Origin of the sequence: Sunxiuqinia elliptica (assembly GCF_900113005.1) — a bacterium.
Lineage (GTDB): Bacteria > Bacteroidota > Bacteroidia > Bacteroidales > Prolixibacteraceae > Sunxiuqinia > Sunxiuqinia elliptica.
The window spans coordinates 648520-669656 of sequence record NZ_FONW01000002.1 but is presented as its reverse complement, the minus strand read 5'-3'; the positions used below and the strand labels follow the sequence as shown (position 1 = coordinate 669656).

The 21137-nt window shown below is 41.3% G+C and carries 22 protein-coding genes; 16 read left to right on the top strand and 6 right to left on the bottom strand.

Annotated features, from left to right (window positions below):
- Positions 1-9: 9 nt before the first annotated feature.
- The 7 genes from BM156_RS07585 to BM156_RS07555 all read left to right on the top strand — a co-directional run bounded on the left by BM156_RS07585 (position 10) and on the right by BM156_RS07555 (position 7568).
- On the top strand, positions 10-453 hold the full coding sequence (locus BM156_RS07585) for a single-stranded DNA-binding protein (RefSeq protein WP_093919223.1): 444 nt from the start codon (positions 10-12) through the stop codon (positions 451-453).
- Positions 454-472: 19 nt separating this feature from the next.
- Positions 473-1810: a gliding motility-associated protein GldE gene (gene gldE, locus BM156_RS07580; protein WP_093919222.1), complete on the top strand. Its 1338-nt coding sequence runs from the start codon at positions 473-475 to the stop codon at positions 1808-1810.
- 4 nt (positions 1811-1814) lie between these two features.
- A complete protein-coding gene (gene gldD, locus BM156_RS07575) occupies positions 1815-2381 on the top strand; it encodes a gliding motility lipoprotein GldD (protein ID WP_093919221.1) in 567 nt (188 codons plus the stop codon).
- A complete protein-coding gene (locus BM156_RS07570; protein ID WP_093919220.1) occupies positions 2381-3007 on the top strand; it encodes a 4'-phosphopantetheinyl transferase family protein in 627 nt (208 codons plus the stop codon). The genes gldD and BM156_RS07570 overlap by 1 nt, the downstream gene beginning before the upstream one ends.
- A 70-nt stretch (positions 3008-3077) precedes the next feature.
- Positions 3078-4586: a glucose-6-phosphate dehydrogenase gene (gene zwf, locus BM156_RS07565; RefSeq protein ID WP_093919219.1), complete on the top strand. Its 1509-nt coding sequence runs from the start codon at positions 3078-3080 to the stop codon at positions 4584-4586.
- A 32-nt stretch (positions 4587-4618) separates the two neighbouring features.
- Positions 4619-5347 carry a 6-phosphogluconolactonase gene (gene pgl / locus BM156_RS07560; RefSeq protein ID WP_093919218.1) on the top strand — a complete coding sequence of 243 codons (729 nt, stop codon included), beginning with the start codon at positions 4619-4621 and terminating at the stop codon, positions 5345-5347.
- A gap of 496 nt (positions 5348-5843) precedes the next feature.
- The gene (locus BM156_RS07555; protein WP_093919217.1) at positions 5844-7568 is read left to right on the top strand and encodes a PAS domain-containing sensor histidine kinase; all 1725 of its coding nucleotides are present in this window, start codon (positions 5844-5846) and stop codon (positions 7566-7568) included.
- A 112-nt stretch (positions 7569-7680) separates the two neighbouring features.
- Here the strand turns inward: BM156_RS07555 and BM156_RS07550 are convergent, their stop codons facing one another.
- Together BM156_RS07550 and BM156_RS07545 are read right to left on the bottom strand one after the other, a co-directional pair.
- Positions 7681-9774 (bottom strand): dipeptidyl-peptidase Dpp5, encoded by a 2094-nt coding sequence (locus BM156_RS07550; RefSeq protein ID WP_093919216.1) that lies wholly within the window; start codon positions 9772-9774, stop codon positions 7681-7683.
- A 149-nt stretch (positions 9775-9923) separates the two neighbouring features.
- The gene (locus tag BM156_RS07545; protein ID WP_093919215.1) at positions 9924-10604 is read right to left on the bottom strand and encodes a NigD1/NigD2 family lipoprotein; all 681 of its coding nucleotides are present in this window, start codon (positions 10602-10604) and stop codon (positions 9924-9926) included.
- 173 nt (positions 10605-10777) lie between these two features.
- Between BM156_RS07545 and BM156_RS07540 the strand changes: the two genes are divergently transcribed.
- The 5 genes from BM156_RS07540 to BM156_RS07520 all read left to right on the top strand — a co-directional run bounded on the left by BM156_RS07540 (position 10778) and on the right by BM156_RS07520 (position 14327).
- Positions 10778-11368 (top strand): glutaredoxin family protein, encoded by a 591-nt coding sequence (locus BM156_RS07540; RefSeq protein ID WP_093919214.1) that lies wholly within the window; start codon positions 10778-10780, stop codon positions 11366-11368.
- Entirely contained in the window at positions 11365-11865 is a 501-nt protein-coding gene (locus BM156_RS07535; protein ID WP_212733445.1) for a thioredoxin family protein, read from the top strand. Before BM156_RS07540 ends, BM156_RS07535 begins: the two co-directional genes overlap by 4 nt.
- Before the next feature lie 29 nt (positions 11866-11894).
- A complete protein-coding gene (locus tag BM156_RS07530; RefSeq protein WP_093919434.1) occupies positions 11895-12182 on the top strand; it encodes a GroES family chaperonin in 288 nt (95 codons plus the stop codon).
- Between the two features lie 212 nt (positions 12183-12394).
- Entirely contained in the window at positions 12395-13711 is a 1317-nt protein-coding gene (locus BM156_RS07525) for a BaiN/RdsA family NAD(P)/FAD-dependent oxidoreductase (RefSeq protein ID WP_212733444.1), read from the top strand.
- Positions 13712-13718: 7 nt separating this feature from the next.
- The gene (locus tag BM156_RS07520) at positions 13719-14327 is read left to right on the top strand and encodes a copper homeostasis protein CutC (RefSeq protein WP_093919212.1); all 609 of its coding nucleotides are present in this window, start codon (positions 13719-13721) and stop codon (positions 14325-14327) included.
- A gap of 59 nt (positions 14328-14386) precedes the next feature.
- Here the strand turns inward: BM156_RS07520 and BM156_RS07515 are convergent, their stop codons facing one another.
- Together BM156_RS07515 and BM156_RS07510 are read right to left on the bottom strand one after the other, a co-directional pair.
- A complete protein-coding gene (locus BM156_RS07515) occupies positions 14387-14797 on the bottom strand; it encodes a nuclear transport factor 2 family protein (protein ID WP_170846887.1) in 411 nt (136 codons plus the stop codon).
- 11 nt (positions 14798-14808) lie between these two features.
- Complete coding sequence (locus BM156_RS07510) at positions 14809-15333, bottom strand: TetR/AcrR family transcriptional regulator (protein ID WP_093919210.1); 525 nt, start codon at positions 15331-15333, stop codon at positions 14809-14811.
- A 316-nt stretch (positions 15334-15649) separates the two neighbouring features.
- Here BM156_RS07510 and BM156_RS07505 point away from each other — a divergent pair, with 316 nt between their 5' ends.
- The gene (locus BM156_RS07505; RefSeq protein ID WP_093919209.1) at positions 15650-18124 is read left to right on the top strand and encodes a helix-turn-helix domain-containing protein; all 2475 of its coding nucleotides are present in this window, start codon (positions 15650-15652) and stop codon (positions 18122-18124) included.
- Positions 18125-18184: 60 nt separating this feature from the next.
- Here BM156_RS07505 and BM156_RS07500 read toward each other — a convergent pair whose 3' ends face one another.
- Together BM156_RS07500 and BM156_RS07495 are read right to left on the bottom strand one after the other, a co-directional pair.
- Entirely contained in the window at positions 18185-19153 is a 969-nt protein-coding gene (locus BM156_RS07500; protein ID WP_093919208.1) for an isoaspartyl peptidase/L-asparaginase family protein, read from the bottom strand.
- A gap of 57 nt (positions 19154-19210) precedes the next feature.
- On the bottom strand, positions 19211-19807 hold the full coding sequence (locus tag BM156_RS07495; RefSeq protein ID WP_093919207.1) for a hypothetical protein: 597 nt from the start codon (positions 19805-19807) through the stop codon (positions 19211-19213).
- A 147-nt stretch (positions 19808-19954) separates the two neighbouring features.
- Here BM156_RS07495 and BM156_RS20930 point away from each other — a divergent pair, with 147 nt between their 5' ends.
- The 3 genes from BM156_RS20930 to BM156_RS07480 are packed head-to-tail and all read left to right on the top strand — an operon-like array spanning position 19955 to position 21101.
- Complete coding sequence (locus BM156_RS20930) at positions 19955-20191, top strand: DUF3098 domain-containing protein (RefSeq protein WP_139218228.1); 237 nt, start codon at positions 19955-19957, stop codon at positions 20189-20191.
- Positions 20167-20733, top strand: coding sequence for an RNA polymerase sigma factor (locus BM156_RS07485; protein WP_093919205.1), 567 nt, complete (start codon positions 20167-20169; stop codon positions 20731-20733). Before BM156_RS20930 ends, BM156_RS07485 begins: the two co-directional genes overlap by 25 nt.
- An 11-nt stretch (positions 20734-20744) precedes the next feature.
- Complete coding sequence (locus BM156_RS07480) at positions 20745-21101, top strand: hypothetical protein (protein WP_093919204.1); 357 nt, start codon at positions 20745-20747, stop codon at positions 21099-21101.
- The last annotated feature ends 36 nt before the right edge of the window (positions 21102-21137 follow it).

The window sequence follows — 21137 nt, the reverse complement described above, 5'->3', positions numbered from 1 at the left end:
ACCCTAATTATGTCAGTAAACAAAGTAATTCTAGTCGGAAATGTTGGTCGTGATCCTGAAGTCCGTTATTTGGATAAGGATGTGGCTGTTGCCAACTTCCCTCTTGCGACCTCTGAAAGCTACACAGCAAAAAACGGAGAAAAAGTAACCACTACCGAATGGCACAATATTGTTATTTGGCGAGGCTTGGCTAAAGTTGTTGAGCAATACGTAAAAAAAGGAGACCGCTTGTATATTGAAGGGCGTATCCGTACCCGCTCGTGGGAAGACAAAGAAGGCAACAAGCGTTACACCACCGAAATTTATGGTGATAACATGGAAATGCTTGGAGGCTCTCGCAACCAACAAGGAGGAGGCAGCACACCAACGCACCAAGCCCCTCAAAATGAAAATCAGAATCAAGTCAACGAACCTGATTTTGATCCGAATGAAGAAGACGATCTACCATTTTAGTAACCAAAATTAATTCTAATTGGAAACAGACCCTTTACCGATACTCACAGCAATCAACTGGGATATTGAATTTTACCCATTAACCCCTGCTGTAATTCTTAGTCTTGTTTTAGTTTTATTACTGCTCTTTTTTTCAGCACTGATCTCAGGCTCCGAAGTTGCTTACTTTTCGCTAAGCCCGCAAGATCGTGAGAAACTAAAATCCTCAAAAAGCAAGCAGAATAATACGATACTACATAATTTGAACAACCCTGAAAAGTTATTGGCTACCATCCTTGTGGCCAATAACTTTGTTAATGTCGGCGTTGTTATCTTGTCGGCATACACAACTGGCAAGCTTGTTAACTTTACTGCAGCCCCAACCCTGGGTTTTATTTTTCAAGTAATTGTCATCACTTTTGTTCTTTTGCTTTTTGGAGAAATTATTCCCAAGGTATATGCAACGCGCCACTCCTTAGGCTTTGCCCGTTTTATGGCCGTTCCACTCCGCGTATTGGAGCAATTATTTCGTCCGATTAATTCGATTCTCATTTCATCAACTTCGTTTGTTAACAAGCGCTTTCATAAGCAACCTCAAAATATTTCGGTGGACGAGCTTTCTCAAGCCTTGGAGTTAACCTTGGAAAACGACCATACCGAAGACAAAGAAATACTGGAAGGCATTGTAAAATTTGGCAATAAAAATGTTGTTGAAATCATGCGCTCCAGAGTTGATGTTGAAGCGCTTGAATTTAAAGACTCGTACTCCAAAGTTATCAACCTTATTAACGACTCAGGCTATTCCCGCATTCCTGTTTATGACGGATCGTTTGACAACATCAAAGGAATTCTTTACATCAAAGACTTACTGCCCCATATTCACAAGAAGGAAAATTTTAAATGGCAGACCATCATCAGGCCACCGTTCTACGTTCCTGAGACCAAAAAAATTGACGACCTACTCGAAGAGTTTCAGAAAAACAAAGTCCACATGGCAATTGTGGTGGATGAGTATGGTGGAAGCTCAGGCATTGTTACCTTGGAAGATGTGTTGGAAGAAATTGTAGGTGAAATTGCCGATGAATTTGATGAAGACGAAAACTATTTCACCAAAATTGCCGAAAACAAGTACTTGTTTGATGGAAAAATACTGCTTCACGACTTTTACAAAATTACAGGAACCAATGATCATGTATTTGATGACTACAAAGGTGACGCAGATACCCTTGCAGGCCTGATTCTTGAGTTGAAAGGAGAAATTCCTCCTGCCCATGAAAAATTAAAATGCGAGAACTTCGTTTTTTCAATAGAATCGGTTGATAACCGCCGAATTAAAAAAATCAAAGTTGAAATTGAAGACGAAGCCAGCAAATCATAATACTATGCATACCCGGATTTTGTTGATCGCCTTATTAGCTGCCTTATGTGGCTGCCAAAAAGAATACACGCCCAAACCGCGTGGTTATTTCAGGATTGACTTCCCTGAAAAAAACTACCATAAACTGGAAATGGATCTCCCCTATTCTTTTGAGATTGCAGACTACTCAAAACCACGCTTGGTAAAAGCAGCCAACGCCCAAGCTGATTGGATTACAATTAGTACACCTGCGAATAAAGCTGATTTGCATATTAGTTATGCCCGGCTAAAAAACGATTTACCTCAATACATCGAAGAAAGTCGTCGATTAGCTTATGACCATTCGATAAAAGCGGACGCCATTGAAGAACGCTTGTTTATCAACCCAGAAAATCAGGTTTATGGGACGATATACAACATCGAAGGCAATGCCGCTTCTCCCATTCAATTTTTCCTGACTGACAGCACCAGCAATTTTTTACGCGGTTCACTTTACATTCGGGAAATTCCCAACATCGACTCAATACGCCCAGTCATTGAATTTCTCCGTCCTGACATTATTCGTTTAATTGAAACAACTCACTGGAATTAATGCCTTTAGTAAAAGAAATAACCAATAAAGGGGCTTTACTGCTACTCTGGGAACTGACGGAAGCAGTAAGCTGGTTTAAAGAGCAATTACCTGGCATCGAAAGCGATCCGGCGTTCCTGAAACTTCGCAATGAAAAGCGTAAACGCGAATGGTTAGCCATAAAAATGTTACTTAAACACATTGGGTGCACCAATCTCAGTATTTCCTATAATACCAAAGGCCAGCCAGAAATTGCTCATCCGCTCTACAAGAGTGTAAGCATCAGCCATTCCAATCAACTGGCCGGAATTCTTCTGCACAAGACACAACAAATAGGCTTGGATATCGAAAGCATTGAACGCAATTTTAAAGCGATTGAGCGCAAGTACCTTTCAGAACAAGAAGTTGAGTTGACACGAAAACATCCGGATTATCACTGCCTATTTTGGTGTGCCAAAGAAGCCATCTATAAGATGGCGGGAGTTGCCGGCATTCACTTTGCCGAACAAATCGCCCTCAGCGAGCCTGCTAACAATCAGCTAACAGCTCGATTAAGCGTTTTGGAGCAACAACAGTCTTTCTGTCTTAATTACCTCAAGTACAAGGATCAACTAATTGTTTTCAGTGTTTCACATAAGTCCGGTTAAATAAAAAGTAAGCTTTTCCCAAAACTTCGTAGCTTTGAAACTTGTTTATCCCTGAAAAAACAAAGAGATCATGAAACAAGCCGAATCACATATACTCGTCATATTTGGAGCATCCGGAGACCTTACCAAACGTAAACTAATTCCGGCTTTGCTCGAATTGGAAAAACAAAATCTACTCCCCGACCAATTTGCGGTATTAGGAGTAAGCAGAACCGAACTTTCCGATGAAGTTTTCAGATCTAGAATGACAGAATTCTTGCCAAAAGATGTTTCTTCTGAGCTCATCGAAAAATTCCTTAATCGACTCTATTATCAAGCAATTTCAACAGCAGATGCGTACGATTATCCGGTACTGCGCGACCGGCTTTTTACAATTGCCAAGGAAAATAATATTCCTGAGAACTTTATTTTTTACCTATCCACCCCACCCTCGCTTTACGAAATCATTCCGAAGAATCTGGCAAGTGTTGAGCTAAATCAGGCTGATGATGGTTTTAGACGTTTGATTGTGGAAAAGCCATTTGGTACTGATTTGGAGTCGGCCAAAGAATTGAATCGTAATTTGCTGGACTATTTTAAAGAAGAGCAGATTTACCGCATCGATCATTACCTGGGAAAAGAAACCGTGCAGAACCTATTGGTCACCCGTTTTTCCAATGGGATCTTCGAACCAATTTGGAACCACAATTTCATTCATCACGTTGAAATAACCTCGGCTGAAAGTTTAGGAGTTGAAAACCGTGGAGGCTATTACGATCACTCCGGAGCCATGCGCGATATGGTTCAAAACCACTTGTTGCAGTTGGTGGGGATGGTTGCCATGGAACCTCCTGTTATTATTGAAGCTGATGCCATTCGAAACGAAGTATTGAAAGTTTTTCAATCACTTCGGCCTATCCTGGAAGATGAGGTTGCAAACTATGTTATCCGAGGACAATACATCGAATCACATATTAAAGGAAATCTGGTCAAAGGCTATCGTCAGGAAGACGGAGTTAACCCAGAAAGTAGAACAGAAACCTTCATGGCCATGAAATTCTTTATCGACAACTGGCGATGGGCAGGAGTTCCTTTTTATATTCGAACTGGAAAAAAATTGCCAACACGCGTTACCGAGGTCGTCATTCACTTCAAGAAGACTCCACACCATTTGTTCGGCAACCAAATCAATACAGAGCAAACGGCCAACCAACTGGTTATTCGCATTCAACCCGATGAAGGAATTCTGCTGAAGTTTGGCATGAAAGTTCCAGGTGCAGGCTTCCGAGTGCAAACGGTTAACATGGATTTCCACTACGATGATCTAGCCAATGTTCATCTACCTGCAGCCTATGAACGGCTGTTGCTCGATTCGATGCAAGGTGATGCAACACTTTACTCACGCGGTGATGCTGTAGAAAAGGCATGGGACTTCGTGCAGCCAATTATCAATGCCTGGAACAACAATCCTGACATTCCGATTTATGGCTATCCGGCCGGAACCTGGGGACCTGATGTAGTCGATCAGCTTGTTGAAGACGGAAAGTGGCGTTATCCCTGCAAAAATCTGTCGAATGACGGAACTTATTGTGAACTCTAGGGTTTAACTCATAAACAAAAAACAAAAGAATCATGGCTAGCAACAAAGAAATAAAGATCTATACCGATGCTCAGGAACTGGCAGAATCATTTGCGTTTGAGTTATTTCAAATGACTCAAAGTAATCGCCAACGCTTTGACATTGCGCTCTCTGGCGGTAGTACACCAAAGCTTTTGTTTGATGTATTAGCCAGCGAGTATGCTGAAAAATTCCCGTGGGAAAGAATTCATTTTTGGTGGGGAGATGAACGCTGTGTTCCCCCTACCGATGCTGATAGCAACTACGGCATGACCAAGCAGCACCTGTTTTCAAAAATTACCATTGATGAAAGTCAAATCCATCGCGTAAAAGGAGAACTTGATCCAGCAAAAGCTGCGACACTGTACAGTGATGAGATTAAAAGTCAACTCAACGACAGAGATGGCTGGCCAAATTTTGACCTTATCATTCTTGGCATGGGAGATGATGGGCATACAGCTTCCATTTTCCCACACGAAATGCAATTACTTAACTCAGATAAAATTTGTGAAGTGGCAACACATCCTGTCAGTGGACAAAAACGAGTAAGCCTTACCGGGAAAGTTCTAAATAATGCCAACCGAGTGCATTTTCTAATTTCTGGACAAGCCAAGGCCCAAAGATTAGCTGAAATTATGAGTGATTCTGCTGAGGGACAAAAACTACCTAGCTATCACATTGAACCCGTTAACGGAGAAACTATTTTCTTTTTGGATGAAGAAGCAGGATCTAAATTGCCTTAATATCGGGCACCAGTTATTGAACAAATAACTGGTGAATTTTAATGAATTACGGCAAGAGTCCCAATAAAATCTGACGTTTGTTCAGCAAAAATATTAGACTACAACGCTTAAAAATTCATACAAAAGGCTAACATACTTTTTCTTACCTGAAAATAGCCACACGAAAAGAAAGAGCGTAACACATAGCTATATCCTATATATAACAAAGCTTACAGGATTTTCAAGTCCGTTTGGGCTAAAAGTGGTTTGGCAACAATTCAATTGTTAATTTCGTGTGAATAAGATTTTTTTCACCTTTAGTTTTTGATTAGGTGAAATTCGTAATTTTAATAGAGAAGCCTGAGCTAGTCGGCCAAACAGTATAGCCACCAATTCAAATAGCTCAACTCAGTGTTTTATTGATTGTTCTGTTCGGTACTAATAAATGTTAAAACCTGATAATAATCAGAAGAGACAGCAAATTGATTTGTAATTTCGCAAGCCAAAACAGAGATAGTTGGAACAAAGACAAAAAATAGTACAAACACGCGAAAGCATCCTCCAAAGTGCTTTTGATACCGCTCAGATAGGTATTTGGCATCTCGACACCGAAAGTAATGAAGTTACTGTCAATGACACGTGGGCTCAAATTATTGGTCACTCCTCTGACGAATTGATCACACTTACTTTTCAACAATGGTTCAAGCTTTGCCACCCGGAAGACCAACGGCTTATGGCCGACAGCCTTTACGCTGCAACTCAAGCTGGCAAAAAGCATTTCACCTTCCGCATGCGACTCAAACATAAGGATGGCAGCTGGGTGTGGACACAAATTAATGGAGGGGTATCAGAAGCCGATTCTTTAGGTTACACCAAAGCTCTAAGCGGAACGCTAACCGATGTCTCTGAGTTATACCAGTCAAAAAAAGATCTACACTACCGCTACGAAATCGAGCAACTGGTATCAGGAATATCTTCGGATTTTGTTGGCATCCAAATTCATGAAACAGACAAAGTTATCAATCAAGCCTTAAAAAAGGTTGGCCAATTTCTGAATATCGATCGATGCTATGTTTTTCAATTTCGAAAACATAACTCCATCATGTTTAACACCCATGAGTGGTGTGGTTCTGGTATCCAATCAGAAATGGAGCATTTGCAAGATTTGCCAACATCTTTGTTTGCCTGGTGGATGAAAAGGCTCAATAAACTGCAACACATCTATATTAAGCAAGTCAAGGATATGCCACGTGATGCAGTTGCTGAAAAAGAAGTTTTACTGCAGCAAGACATCACCTCCTTATTGGTTGTTCCTATCCATTTTCAGAAGAATCTGATGGGCTTTATCGGTTTCGATTCCGTCCGCAAAGAAAAAGAATGGCCCGAGGCAGATATTCACCTGATCAAAACGGTGGCCCATACAATTGCCAATGCATTTAATGCCAAAATTCATCAGGAAGTATTAGTTAAGGCTAAAGAAAAAGCAGAAGAGAGCGACCAAATAAAGTCGGCCTTTTTAGCAACAATCAACCACGAACTAAGAACCCCACTACATCACATCCTGGGATTCAGCGAGTTGTTGCGGATGAATAAAATTCCGCCACAAGAAGTGAGTTCTTTTGCGGATAAAATTTATAAAAGCGGGAAAAACCTACTTCTTATCATTGAAGATATTCTCAATCTGGCTTTGGCCGATGAGTCCTATGTGCAGGTTCGAAAGGAAAAGATTGGGGGAAATGATATCTTCATGCAGCACAAAACCTTGTTGGATGAGATGCTTCGATCTTCGGACAAAGCTAAAAACATCAAATTAGTTTACAAGTCCTCTCCTGCTTTCTCCAATGCTCAATTTCTGGTTGATACCAGTAAAATCAATCAAATTATCGTCAATTTGTTGAAAAATGCCATCAAGTTTACCAAATCAGGAAGTATTGAATATCAGGCTGAACTTACGAACAAAAAGCTTTCATTTAAAATTAAAGATACAGGAATTGGCATTGCGCAACATCAGCAACAACTCATTTTTGACTTCTTCCGGCAAGCTGACGACTCTTCGACAAGAGCCTACAATGGTATTGGAGTGGGCTTAGCTATTTCTAAAAGAATCACAAAAATTCTAGGCGGAGATCTTACGGTACAATCGATTCAAAATGAAGGTAGCACCTTTATTTTATCAATTCCTATTGAGATTGTTCGCCATGCGGAAAAGGCAGTAAATTCAACCCAAAATATTATTCGCTAAAAAAAGAGACCCAACACAATCACTTCATACCAATTCACATCTAAAAAGAAAAATGGGAATAAATGCTACACCTTTATTCCCATTTCATTTGCTTAGTCAGCTATTTGTAGTACTATTTTTTCAACCACTTATCAAGCCAGTTTTTAAAAACACGCTGCCAAACAATTCCATTTTGCGCTGAAGTTACCCAGTGGCTTTCCTCTGGAAAGTACAAGAACTGAGCAGGAACATCCCGCAATACCGCAGCATTAAATGCTCCCATACCTTGTGTGTAAGGAATACGGAAATCTTTTTCGCCATGAATAACCAAGATTGGCGTATCCCACTTTTCGACAAACAAGTGCGGAGAGAAAGAATAGGAACGTTGGGCAACTTGGTTGCTCTTATCCCAATACGGGCCGCCAATATCCCAGTTTTCAAACCACATCTCTTCGGTAGTAACATACATCTGGTCAAAATTGAAGATTCCACAGTGCGAAATAAATGCTTTGAAGCGTCCTTCGTGATGCCCTGCCAGGTAGTTCACAGAAAAGCCACCATAGCTTGCGCCAACAGCACCTAAGCGATTTTCATCTACAAATGGTTCTTTGGCCAAAGCATCAATTGCCGAGAAATAATCCTGAATATTCAAACCACCATAGTCTTTACTGATTTGCTCCAGCCATTCCATGCCAAAGCCTGGTAAACCACGGCGGTTAGGAGCAACAATGATGTAATCATTAGCAGCCATCATTTGGAAATTCCAGCGATACGACCAAAATTGGCTAACCGTTCCTTGTGGCCCACCTTGGCAATACAAAAGTGTCGGGTATTTCTTATTTGGGTCGAAATGAGGAGGATAAATCACCCACACCAACATCTCCTTATCATCAACTGTTTTTACCCAGCGTTCTTCAACTTTCCCCATTTCCAGCTGATCCAGAGTTCCTTTGTTGACAGCTGTTAATGGCTCATCTTTCCCGTTTTTGGGATTAACCACATACAACTCAGCTGGCTGAGACATGGATACTTTTTGAGCAACCAATTGTCCGTCTGCTGTTTCAACCACTGTCTGGTAATTGTGTACACCATCGGTCAAACGATCAATCTTTCCACTTGCCAAATCCAATTGGTAAATTTCATCGGTAGCGTGAATATCACTAATGAAAAAGATTGACTGACCATCTCTGGACCAACTCAAATGCGCAGCATGCTGTTCCCAGTCTTTTGAATAATTTGTTGTTTTACCTGTTTTCATATCGCGAACAAACACGCGGGTTTGATCAGCTTCATAGCCATCGCGCTCCATGCTTGTCCATGCCAGTTTCGATCCATCGGGCGAGAAGGTTGGACTTTTATCGTAGCCCTTGTTTTCCTCGGTCAGATTGACTGTCTTTTTCGAAGCCAAATCATACAAATACAAATCAGAGTTGGTGGACAAAGAATAAGCTTTTCCGGTCATCTTCTTGCACGAATAAACCACTTGCTTGCCATCGGGACTCCATGCGAGTTCCTCAATCCCATCAAAAGGTTTACCAGGGCTATCGTATCTTTTTCCCTCCAATAAATCCGTACCGGCAGTGATCATTCCTTCACCATAAGCCGCAATAAAAGGATGGTTGTAAGTATAATCATGCCAACTATCCCAATGACGATACATCAGGTCATTTTCAAGCCTGGCATTGGCTTTTGGCATATCAGGAAACAGATCATTGATGGTCTCATCCAGTTTTATCGCTTTCACATAAAGAATGTGCTTTTGATCCGGCGAATACTTAAACCCACTAATTCCGCCTTCGATAGCACTAATTTGAGTCGGATTTGATCCATCCGGATTCATTTCCCAAAGTTGCATGTCGCCATCTTTGGCAAATAAGTACCCTATTTTTTTCCCGTCTGGACGCCATTGTGCTCCTGACTCATTTAAAGCCGTATTCGTAATTTGCTTAACATCTCCACCTTTTACCGGAACGGTATAAAGCTCGCGATAAGGTTTGTTTTCATCAATATGATAATACGTTACGCCAAACAGTACCGTTTTTCCATCTGGCGATAGCTCCGTATTCCCAATGCGACCAAATGACCACAGCACTTCCGGAGTCATTACATCAGAACTGAGCTTTGGAGTATCCGGCACATAGGTTTTATTTTCTTCTGCCATAGATTTTTGTTTTGTTCCAACACTTAGTAATAAGGCCAAAACAGGTAAAATAACTAATTTCTTCATGTGTTGTTTATTTTTCAGAATCCGAAAAATACAGCTTTGAAAAGAATAATAAAATGATTCCAGCAAGTTAGTTACGAATATCAATGAAAAAGCGCCTGTCTCACAAAGAGACAAGCGCTATCATCTTAACCAATTGATGCAATCACCCATCAATATCGATAAACGCCGTCGTATTCAAAAACTTCTCCTTCATAATCTTTTCCAGTAACCGTATATTGAACACTGTCCTGCCCTGCAATTTGCAGCGAACTGAGGTCAAAGGTTACAAATGCTGACATCCTGTAGATTGGCTGATCGTCCCGGTCATTATGACGTAACTCCAACTGAATTGGCTCATCATCAGGCGTAATATCACCGGGCTGCTTCACTAAGTTTACGTAGTGAATACCGCCACTTCCAAAATAATCCAGCTCGAAAGTCAGCATGTTGTTGGTTGCCCAGATATCATCAACATGAACCGGATCGTTACCGATACTGTCTTCAATTGCTTCTGTGATATCCAGAACTCCCTTAAATAAAATATCTTTGACCGAATTGACACGCACATAGTACTGTTCATGTTCCTCATCGACTGTTTTATCATCCAGAATTGTGAAATTTACAAGTACTCGTGTACTGTCCTCCAAATCATCCCAGTAAGGATAACCTGCAACCGGGAAAAGCTCCGATCCATCATCCATTTTAATCGTATAACCTGAGCCGCTTTCAGCATTGATAATCCCAAAACCAACCCAAAAATTATCCAACGAATAACCATCATCGTCAAAATCGCAACTAAACAGTGTGACTGCTAGTAACCCGATTAATCCAAATTTCAAAAACCTTTTCATTGTTCTCTCCTTTTCTAAAAAAATTTAATAGTACATCCTATAGATTTACAGGGGGTATGAAAGGTTGCGTTCGATTAAAAAAAAATTTGCTTTCTGCCAAAAAAAACAGATTCCCGTTTTGGCATGCTCATTGATATATAATTTTCTATATATTTGAATTTCTATATTTAAACATGAGAAACATTGCATCATATCAAGAACTGGCTTCGCTTTTAACACAGCACAATTCAAGCTTTTTGTTGCTTTACAAGAAAGGATCTTCACTCAGCGAGGAAGCACTGCTAAATTTGAAAACAGCAGATATCTCCGAAGGTACACCAGTTTATTTATGCGATGTAGCACAAGTTCGAGATGTCCATTTGCAGTATGAAATTAATACAGCGCCTGCTTTTTTAGTTTTCCAGGGCAAGCGTTTAGCGCAAGTAATTAAAGGAACTCAAACACCGGCTTACTATTCTCAGCTAATCGGAGGAAAAACACCTACTCCCACCAGCAGGAACGAACAAAACGCCCCGGCCAGAGTTATCGTTTATACCACGCCAACCTGTAGCTGGTGTAACACACTTAAAAGCTACTTACGTAGTCATCAAGTGACTTTTAGTGAGATTGATGTTAGCCGGGATGAAAAAATGGCAGCCCAAATGGTGCAACGAAGCGGACAACAAGGAGTGCCACAAACTGACATTAATGGACAAATTATTATCGGTTTTGACCGAACGAGAATCGACCAATTATTAAATAATCAATTAATAAAAATACCATGAGAAAATTATTAGCAATGATTGCATTAGCAGCAATAGCAACAGCTGGCTGTGCAAATGGAAACACATCAGAAAACAAAGAATCATCGAAAAAAACAACCGTGGCTCAAGACAAAGAAGGAGGCACCACGCTCATTTCAAAAGACCAGTTTTTATCTAACGTATGGAATTACCAGGACTCGCCCGATGAGTGGAAATTTCTGGGTGACAAGCCTGCCATCATCGACTTTTATGCAGATTGGTGTGGTCCTTGCCGCATTGCTTCTCCAATTCTGGACGAAGTTTCACAGGAGTATGCCGGCAAAGTTGATGTTTACAAGATTGACACCCAAAAAGAGCGTGAGCTGGCCAGTGTTTTCGGAATCCAAAGTATTCCAGCATTCCTTTACATTCCATTGGAAGGCAAGCCTGTAATGATGGCAGGAATTGGACGTTCAAATGCTGAAACAAAGCAGATGTTTGTTGATAACATCAAAAAATACCTGCTAACGGAGAAGTAAAAAAGTCCTTGTTTGAAATTTTTAAGCAAATGAAAGAATTACAACCAATTAATCAACAGGTTTTACTCGAACTCACCGAAGATAAATCGGAGCAAAAGACTGCCGCCGGAATTATTATTCCTGATTCGGCCAAAGGGTCACAAAAAACGGCGAAGGTAGTGGCCTTAAGTGCCATTGAAAATGCTGAAGTAGCGATTGGAGATGTTGTTCTCTACAAAGAATACTCAGGGACTCAAATTGATTTTGAAGGCAAACACTACCTATTGATTCCTTACACCGACATCCTTTCCAAAGTCGTTGAAACCGAAGCAATTTAAACAATCAACTTAACAGTTCTACCAACAATTAAAAATTAGAATAGACAACAAATTGACAAAGAAAGCAACCTTCGGGTTGCTTTTTTAGTTTCCTATTTTTTCATCCGAAACTCTGTGCTCCCTCTTACTCTCTGCTCTATCCTCTTTGCAAATCAGTTGTTATTTCTTCTGCTTTTCTGTTTCATTCAAAAAGTTCGTTAAAAAGCGTACTTTTGGCAGCACAAAAAAACGGAATGGGACACAACAACTTGAATAACAAATACGACCTGATCGTAGTTGGCGCCGGGCCAGCTGGCTTAATTGCAGCAGGAAGAGCAGCCAGCCAGGGAGCACGGGTATTGCTGGTGGAAAAAATGAAATCGGCAGGACGCAAATTACTGATCACCGGAAAAGGGCGCTGCAACGTCTCCAATGATGCCTACCAGTCAGCCTTTTTTAAGAATATCTTTCCCAATGGAAAATACCTCAAACCTGCTTTTGGAGCCTTTTTCTCGAAAGACATTGTAAATCTGCTAACGCAGGAAGGCGTTGAAACAACTGTTGAACGCGGAGGTCGGATATTTCCAACCAGCAACAGTGCTTTGGAAGTTCTGAATGCCCTGATGAGTTGGGTAAAGAAGCAACGGGTAGAACTAAGCTGCAATTCTCGGGTTATTGAATTGTTGGTCCAGCAAGGGCAGATAACCGGAATTATAACTGAGCGCAACGGACAGAAAGAGCCCCTGGAAGCGAAAGGAGTTGTTTTGTGCACCGGAGGAAAGTCCTACCCAGCAACGGGTTCAACGGGCGAAGGTTATTTATTGGCTCAGCAACTTGGACACAGCTTGGTACAAACTCGCCCGGCCTTGGTCCCTCTCATTACTTCCGGCTCTTTAGCTGCTCAATTACAAGGCTTAAGTTTAAAGAACGTATCGGCAAGCCTTTGGATAAACAACAAAAAAGTGAAAGATGAATTCGGAGAAATGTTGTTTGCCCATTATGGTTTAACCGGCCCAATCATCCTAACGCTTAGTCGGCAGGCAGTTGATGGACTCCTTCAAAAAAACAAGGTAAAAATCAGTATTGACCTAAAACCGGCCCTTGACGAAAACAAGCTGGATGCACGACTCATTCGGGACTTGGATGCCAATGGGAAAAAACAACTTGAAAATATTTTCAAAGGCTGGCTTCCCTCTAAACTTATCCCGGTGTTTTTGGAGCAACTTCAACTTGATGGCAAGAAACAAGGCCACCAGGTTACCGGAAAAGAGCGAAGACAAATCATGCTTTTGATGAAAAACTTTGAGTTTGAAGTAACAGACAACCGCGGTTATAGCGAGGCAATTATTACTGCTGGCGGCATCAATACCAGCGAAATTGATGGAAAAACGATGCAATCAAAACTGGTTAAAAATCTATACTTTGCAGGAGAAATCCTCGATCTGGATGCCAATACCGGTGGGTACAACTTGCAGATTGCCTACTCAACGGCTTGGCTGGCAGCAAACGCTTTCATAAAACTGAATATCGAGAACCATACAACAAAATAGAAACGAGATGATAAAAGAAGCCTGTATTGAAAACTTCACACAAGCACTTGCAGCTCAACAAGCAGGAGCTGACCGTGTTGAATTATGCGAAAACCTGGCTGTAGGTGGCACAACGCCATCGTACGGAACCATAAAAGCCTGTATGGAAAAACTGGAGATTCCTCCATTTGTGATGATTCGCCCCCGCGGAGGAGACTTCACCTACTCGGCTGAAGAACTGGAAATCATGCAAGAAGACATCGATCGCTGTAAAGAGTTGAGAGTACCAGCTGTTGTGTTTGGCTTATTAACTGCTGATGGCGAAATTGATGTAGCCAATACACGCATGCTTGTAGAGCGCGCAAGACCAATGCAAGTTACGTTCCACAAAGCATTTGATGAATTAGCCAATCCGCTGGCAGGAATTGACACCTTGGTTGAACTTGGTGTTGACCGGCTTCTGACCTCCGGAACTAAAGCAACCGCAAAAGAAGGAACTAAAATTCTAAACCAGTTGATTGAGCGAGCCAATGGCAAATTGACCATTGTTGCTGCAGGAAAAGTCACGCGCGACAACCTTGCAGACTTAAGCCAAGCAATCCAAACGACTGAATTTCATGGCAAAGCAATTGTCTAAAAAAATAAAGGCAATAGCATCAAAACTGCTATTGCCTTTATTCCAGGTTAATTTCTAGGTTACAGGTATCTTTCTTCTTCTTGTATTTCCATATCGTTGATACTCGCATAGCGCTTTTGCATCAGGCCATTTTCGTCAAATTCCCAATTTTCATTTCCATAAGCTCTAAACCATTTCCCTTCTTTGGTTCGGTACTCATATTCAAACCTCACGGCAATTCTGTTTTCGGCATGCGCCCAGTACTCTTTCTTCAGTTTATAATCCAATTCGTTATTCCATTTAGTCGCTAAAAACTTCACAATTTCTTCGCGCCCGTTAACAAACCGATCTCGATTCCGCCATTCACTATCAATTGTATAGGCCATCGCAACTTTTTCCGGGCTTTGAGAGTTCCAGGCATCTTCAGCCAACTGAATTTTTTGTTTTGCAGTTTCTAAAGTAAATGGGGGTAATGGGTGTTTCTGTTCCATAATTCTGACATTTATAATAAATTGTTTATAATTTCTTTTGATTTTTCAACAAACTCGTTTGATTTAAAAAGTTGACTTTCAATAATCGAACTTTCAAAAAGCAAGTACACATGAGCAGCCAACAGCTCATCCTCAATTTCCTCTTTGAAAAAGCTACGCAAGCTATTCTTGTGAGCTTGTATCACAGCAAGAATATTATTTTGATCTGCTGAGATTTCGGATAAAATATTTAAAAAGCTGCAACCTCTAAAGTTCTCCTTAGCATTCATATGTATGATGAAATCAAAAGCAGCGCTTACTTTCTCCTTCGTCGTTAACTTTTTGGAGACATATTTTGTCAACTCATCACACCAATAGTTGTGTCGCGCATTGAGAAATTCGACACATAAATCATCTTTAGACTTAAAGTGTTGGTAAAAACTAGCTTTAGCAACTTTGGCTTCTTTAATGATCTGATTAATTCCCGTGCTATTATAGCCTTGTTGGTGAAATAGGCCAGATGCTGTATTGATAATTCTGTCTTTCGGAGTATTCATATGTGTTATCTTTTATGCTTGCAAATGTAAGTAAGAAAAAATAGACAGACAAGTCTGTCTATTTTTATTTTTTATAAAAATCTGAAGATAGACATTACGAAAACAGCATCCAATAACTCTAAAAAGCTCACAAACAGTGACTTCAAATACGCCAATATGAATCCCATTTTCTTTCAGTTTTGCCTGATATTTTTTATTTGAATGAATTTTCCTCTAGCCTATTTCTCCTGATAATGCAATTCTCTTTCTTTCCCCCTTGATTTTTCTTAATTTTGTTTAGTTGAATCGCCCTGAATCCCTTTAAACAATACGGCTCATGACATCGCATCCCGATAATCCACAATTACAACTAGCTCTTGATTTCATTCGCTATACCAATCAGAATGTATTTCTGACAGGAAAGGCAGGAACAGGAAAAACCACCTTTCTGCGTAACCTGAAACATGAATCGCCCAAGCGGATGGTGGTTGTTGCACCAACAGGTGTGGCTGCAATCAATGCCGGTGGAGTGACCATTCACTCCTTCTTTCAGATGTCGTTTGGTCCGCAAATTCCACAAACCAATCCATCCTTATCCATTAGCAATCCCGCAGGGCTCAATGCCCCAACAGCCATTAAGCGCTACAGTAAGGAAAAAATCAACATTATCCGGAGCATGGATTTACTGGTTATTGATGAGATCAGTATGGTTCGGGCCGATTTGTTGGATGGGATTGATGAGGTTTTGCGTCGTTTCCGAAATCGGCATCAACCTTTTGGGGGCGTACAGCTTTTAATGATTGGCGACATTCAACAATTGGCCCCTGTTGTGAAAGAAGACGAATGGCAATTACTAAAAAGCTATTACAAAACCTGTTACTTTTTTAGCAGTAGAGCTTTGCAACAGGCCTCATTCACAAGTATTGAATTGAAGCACATTTATCGGCAAAGTGATCAGGAGTTTATTGACTTACTCAACCAGATTAGAGAAAATAAGGCTGACTCATCAACCTTGGCTAAGCTCAACCAGCGTCATCGTCCAAATTTTGAGCCCGACAATGATGAAGAATACATCACCTTAACAACCCATAACTATCAAGCCCAGCAACTCAATCAAACCAAGCTCAAAGCATTAAGAGCCCCGGCTCAATCCTTTGAAGCCAATGTGTATGATGATTTCCCCGAATTCTTATACCCCACCGATTTTCAATTGGTTCTAAAAACCGGAGCACAGGTCATGTTTGTAAAAAACGACAGTTCGCCTGAAAAGCTTTATTACAATGGGAAAATTGGGAAGATTACCCAAATGGATGAAGATTACATTGAAGTAACTTGCCGAGGCGATGCAGCTCCAATTGTTGTAGAGCGAGACAAATGGCTAAATGCAAAATACACCATCAACAAAGAAACACAGGAGATTGATGAAGAAGTGATTGGGAGCTTTGAGCAGTTTCCGCTTAAACTGGCCTGGGCCATTACCATCCATAAAAGTCAGGGACTCACCTTCGAAAAAGCCATCATCAACGCGCGGCAGTCTTTTGCACACGGTCAGGTTTATGTCGCTTTAAGTCGTTGCAAATCGCTGGAAGGCTTGGTCTTGAGTACGCCCATCGATCACCAAAGCATTAAGAATGATGCAACCGTCAGTTCCTTTTCAGAAAAAGTTGAACAAGATGCCCCGGGAGATACTGAACTTCAACAAGCCAAAAAGCAATATCAGAAGCATTTGCTCACCGAGCTCTTCGATTTCAAACCCATTCGCTGGCAATTGCAATACTTAATCAAATTATGTGATGAACACGGTGCGCTGCTCATTGGGGATTTACGATCAAAATTACTGGCAATTCTTCCACGCCTGGATGCAGAATTACTCGCGGTTTCCTCCAAGTTTGAAAGGCAAATTCAGCAATTACTTGCTCAGTCGCCCGATGCTGAGAGCAATGAACTTTTGCAACAACGCGTAAAGAGAGCTTGCCAATATTACCTTGAAAAGTTAAAAGAAGTTTTACTTCAACCCTTGGAGTCTGCAGGTTTTGAAACCGATAACAAGGCCGTTCGAAAAAGCTTTCGAGATGGTTTTGAAAAGCTGCACCGCGAATTGGATAGTAAACAAAAAGTACTGGAATGTAGTCAAGAGGGCTTTCAAGTAAAAAAATACCTAGAGGTGAAAGCACATGCCTCGCTAGACCTGAAAGGGAAAACAGCAGCCAGAGGCACAAGTCAGACAATAGCTTCTGAACATCCTGACTTCTTGCGTGAACTATTGGCTTGGCGATCCTTAAAAGCCGAAAAAGACTCGACAACCATTTCGCGTATCTTACCGCAAAAAACCTTACTGACAATTGCCAATGAGCTTCCTGCAACCCAAGTTGACTTGCAAGAAATAAAAGGGATGGGTGGAAAGAAAATGCAGCAGCACGGAAAAGACTTATTGGAAATGACGATCGCTTACCGGAAAAAGCACCAAATGGAACTGCCTGAAAATGCTGATCAGGAACCCATCAAAGCGATGCTCGACTCCAAGCACATGAGCTATGCCTTGTTTAAAGCCGGTAAGTCAATCACCGACATTGCGCGGGAGCGAAAGCTTTCGTCCAGCACGATTGAAGGACACCTCAACCACTTTGTTGCTCAAGGCGAGTTATCATTGAAAGGGTTGGTTGAAGAGGACAAACAGCAAGCTATTCTAAAGCAACTAAAGAAGAGTAAAGCTCCAAGCATGAGTGCGCTAAAGTCTGCAATGGGAGATCAGTTTAGCTATTCAGAAATACGTTTTGTATTAGCTTACTTCAATGCAAAAAATAAGAAGTAGGAATTAAGGAAAGAAAATAAGAAGCCATAGCCTCTTGCCGGCTACGGCTTCCAGATCTGTTTATTTTTTCAGATAAGCTTTTGCATCGTACAATACATTCTTATCATCTTCGTAAAGCGCATAATTAAATCCGGGGTGCAAACAGTAAGCTCCGGTTTCACCAGCTTTGTTGATTGCAATATAGCCAATTTGTACTTCATTGAAGTTTGGCTTCAGCTTAACGATACGCAACACAGCTTCTTCACAAGCTTCCTGAGGCGATCTTCCATTTCGCATCAGCTCAACCACCAAAAAGCTTCCCAAAGTACGCATCACCCATTCACCATGTCCGGTGGCAGCGGCAGCTCCAACTTCATTATCACAAAACATTCCGGCACCAATAATTGGTGAATCACCAACTCTACCACGCATTTTATAGGCCATTCCCGAAGTTGTGCAAGCACCACTCAGGTTGCCATCCATGTCCAACGCTAACTGCGAGATGGTATCGTGGTTTTCAATATTCACCTCTGGATGATAGTCTGAATTCTTCGTCCACTTTTCCCATTGTTTGCGGGCTTCATCGGTAAGCAAATTCTCCTTTTTAAATCCGTTTTGCAGAGCAAAAGTCAAAGCACCTTCACCAGCCAGCATCACGTGGGGAGTTTTCTCCATCACCATACGAGCTACCGAAATGGGGTGTTTGATGTGCTCCAAAAAACAAACTGAACCGGCATTCCCTTTGTCGTCCATGATACAAGCATCCAAGGTAACATGTCCATCGCGGTCAGGACGGCCACCATACCCAACACTCATTTCTGTTGGATCACCTTCGGGAACCCGTACACCCTGCTCCACCGCATCGAGTGCACGCCCTCCGGCTTTCAATACTTTCCAGGCCGCTTCATTGGCCGGAATTCCATGATTCCAAGTTGAAATCACGACAGGTTTCTTCACCGGTGCATTCATCGCACCTACTTCTTTTATAAAAGGAACTGTCAAAACTGATGCGGCAGCACCTCGCTGTAAAAATTGACGTCTATTAAGCATATCTTGAGTTTTTGTAGTAATAGCGCGGAAAGATAGGAATTTTTCAGCAGCCTCTGGTTAAGATTGATCCTGATAAACCGCCAAGAAGCTCTCGCCAAGAATACGAAAACGACTCACAGCAACCCGATAAGTAACAGCTAGACACAGGACTAAAGCACCGGCATACCACCAAAGCCCAACAGGATTGCCAGGCCCTTGTCCTAATAGGATAACGGAAGTAACTAATCCCACGGAAAAAGAAACCAAGGTATTGTTGGTCATAAAAAACTGGGCAATTGCCCGTTCCAAATGCCCTTTTGCATCATCCGACTCCTTCAAGCGGGCCAATTGAGGATACAACTTTTTATAGGCATCATACCATCCCATCGGCTCCGAATCCATTTTAGCAAGCTCTTCCTTTTTCCTTGTTCCGTACCACTTCCATTGAATCATCATTTTTTCAAGAATTATTCCCAAAGCTTGTGTCATGACCATCACCGTTACTGCAATGCTGGTTACAATCCAGTCACTTGTTTGATCAAAATTGAATGGCAGCGTTGATAGATCACCTCCGTTAGCAATGACAAAGGCCAGCCAAACCACTGCAATGGTTACCATTCCTGGAATGACGGTTGCCAAGGCAACCCACAAAGAAAGTCCGATGATTGATCCCATAAGTTGATTCTGTTTTGTTAAAAAGAGCGTTGATTAAAATTAGAGCATATCGACCTAAATGTCAAGAATCTACCAATAGTAGTTCGAAAAAAACAGTCAAAAAAATGAACCTTTTAATCCTTGCGTGTACTGAATGAAAAAAGCAAAATGCTCTTTAATCAAAAAAAATATCTGGGGCTTCTAACTGCCTTGCTTTTATTAACTTTGGCTTTTATGCTGATGAGTGGTCCTAAGCACGAGGCAGCCAACGAGTTCGATGAAAGTATTTTTAGCTTTCGACGAATTACCTTGGCCCCACTGCTACTAATTGGAACTTACATCAGCTTGATCATTCTTATTTTGAAGCGACCGAAAAAAATATGTTCGGAAGGAAAAAGAAAATAACAACAGACGAGCATTTAATGCAGCAACTGAGTCATGGCAATCAGGAGGCTTTCAACCAACTGTATGACCGTTACAAAGATCGCCTGTATTATTATTTCTACCGGATGCTTGGCAATTCGGAAAGTCTGGCGAATGATTTTTTACAAGATGTTTTCCTAAAGATCATCGAAAAGCCAGAGCGCTTCAATCCTAACTATTCATTTAAAACCTGGTTGTTTTCCATTGCCTGTAACTTGTGTAAGAATGAATATCGCCGACGTGAAGTAAGAAAAACCACTCCTAACCTGAATGCTCAGATTGATCCGATACTTCCTCAAGCCGTGTCTAAGGAAGAATTGCTCAATCGCATTTTTGACAGTCTGGAAGAGCTAAGCGCCGAGCACCGATCTGTTTTTTTGCTGCATTACCGCGAAGGTTTTGCGATTAAAGAAATTGCCAATATGCTCGATGTTGCCCCCGGCACTGTAAAGTCGAGACTTTACACAACTCGAAATTACCTGGCCAAAAAGTTTCAATACTTAAAAGATGAAATTGAACTTTAAAATTGATGGTTATGAATGACAAACAATTACATAAACTGCTACAGCAAGATCACGTGGGGAATCCAGATCCGCAGGTTCACGATCGTTTGAACTACGCCTTTCTGTTAAAGTCTGCACGTCAGGAAACCAGGCAGAATTCGTTTGCAGGATTTGCAGGCTGGTTGTTCTCAGCCAAAGCTATTGGCATCAAAACCCTCGCTGCTTCACTTCTTGTGGCATTGTTTCTAGCTCATCCAGCTTTGCAAGGCCCGTCCGGTTCGCAACCACTGGCCGATTCCACCTACATTCAGCAAACACAAGCTCCAGACACAACGCTCTTTCAGCTCAATTTTTCAACAACTGACAGCGTACGCAACATCAATCAATAAAAGAGCTATAAGTGCAGATAACAGATCCTTAGATTT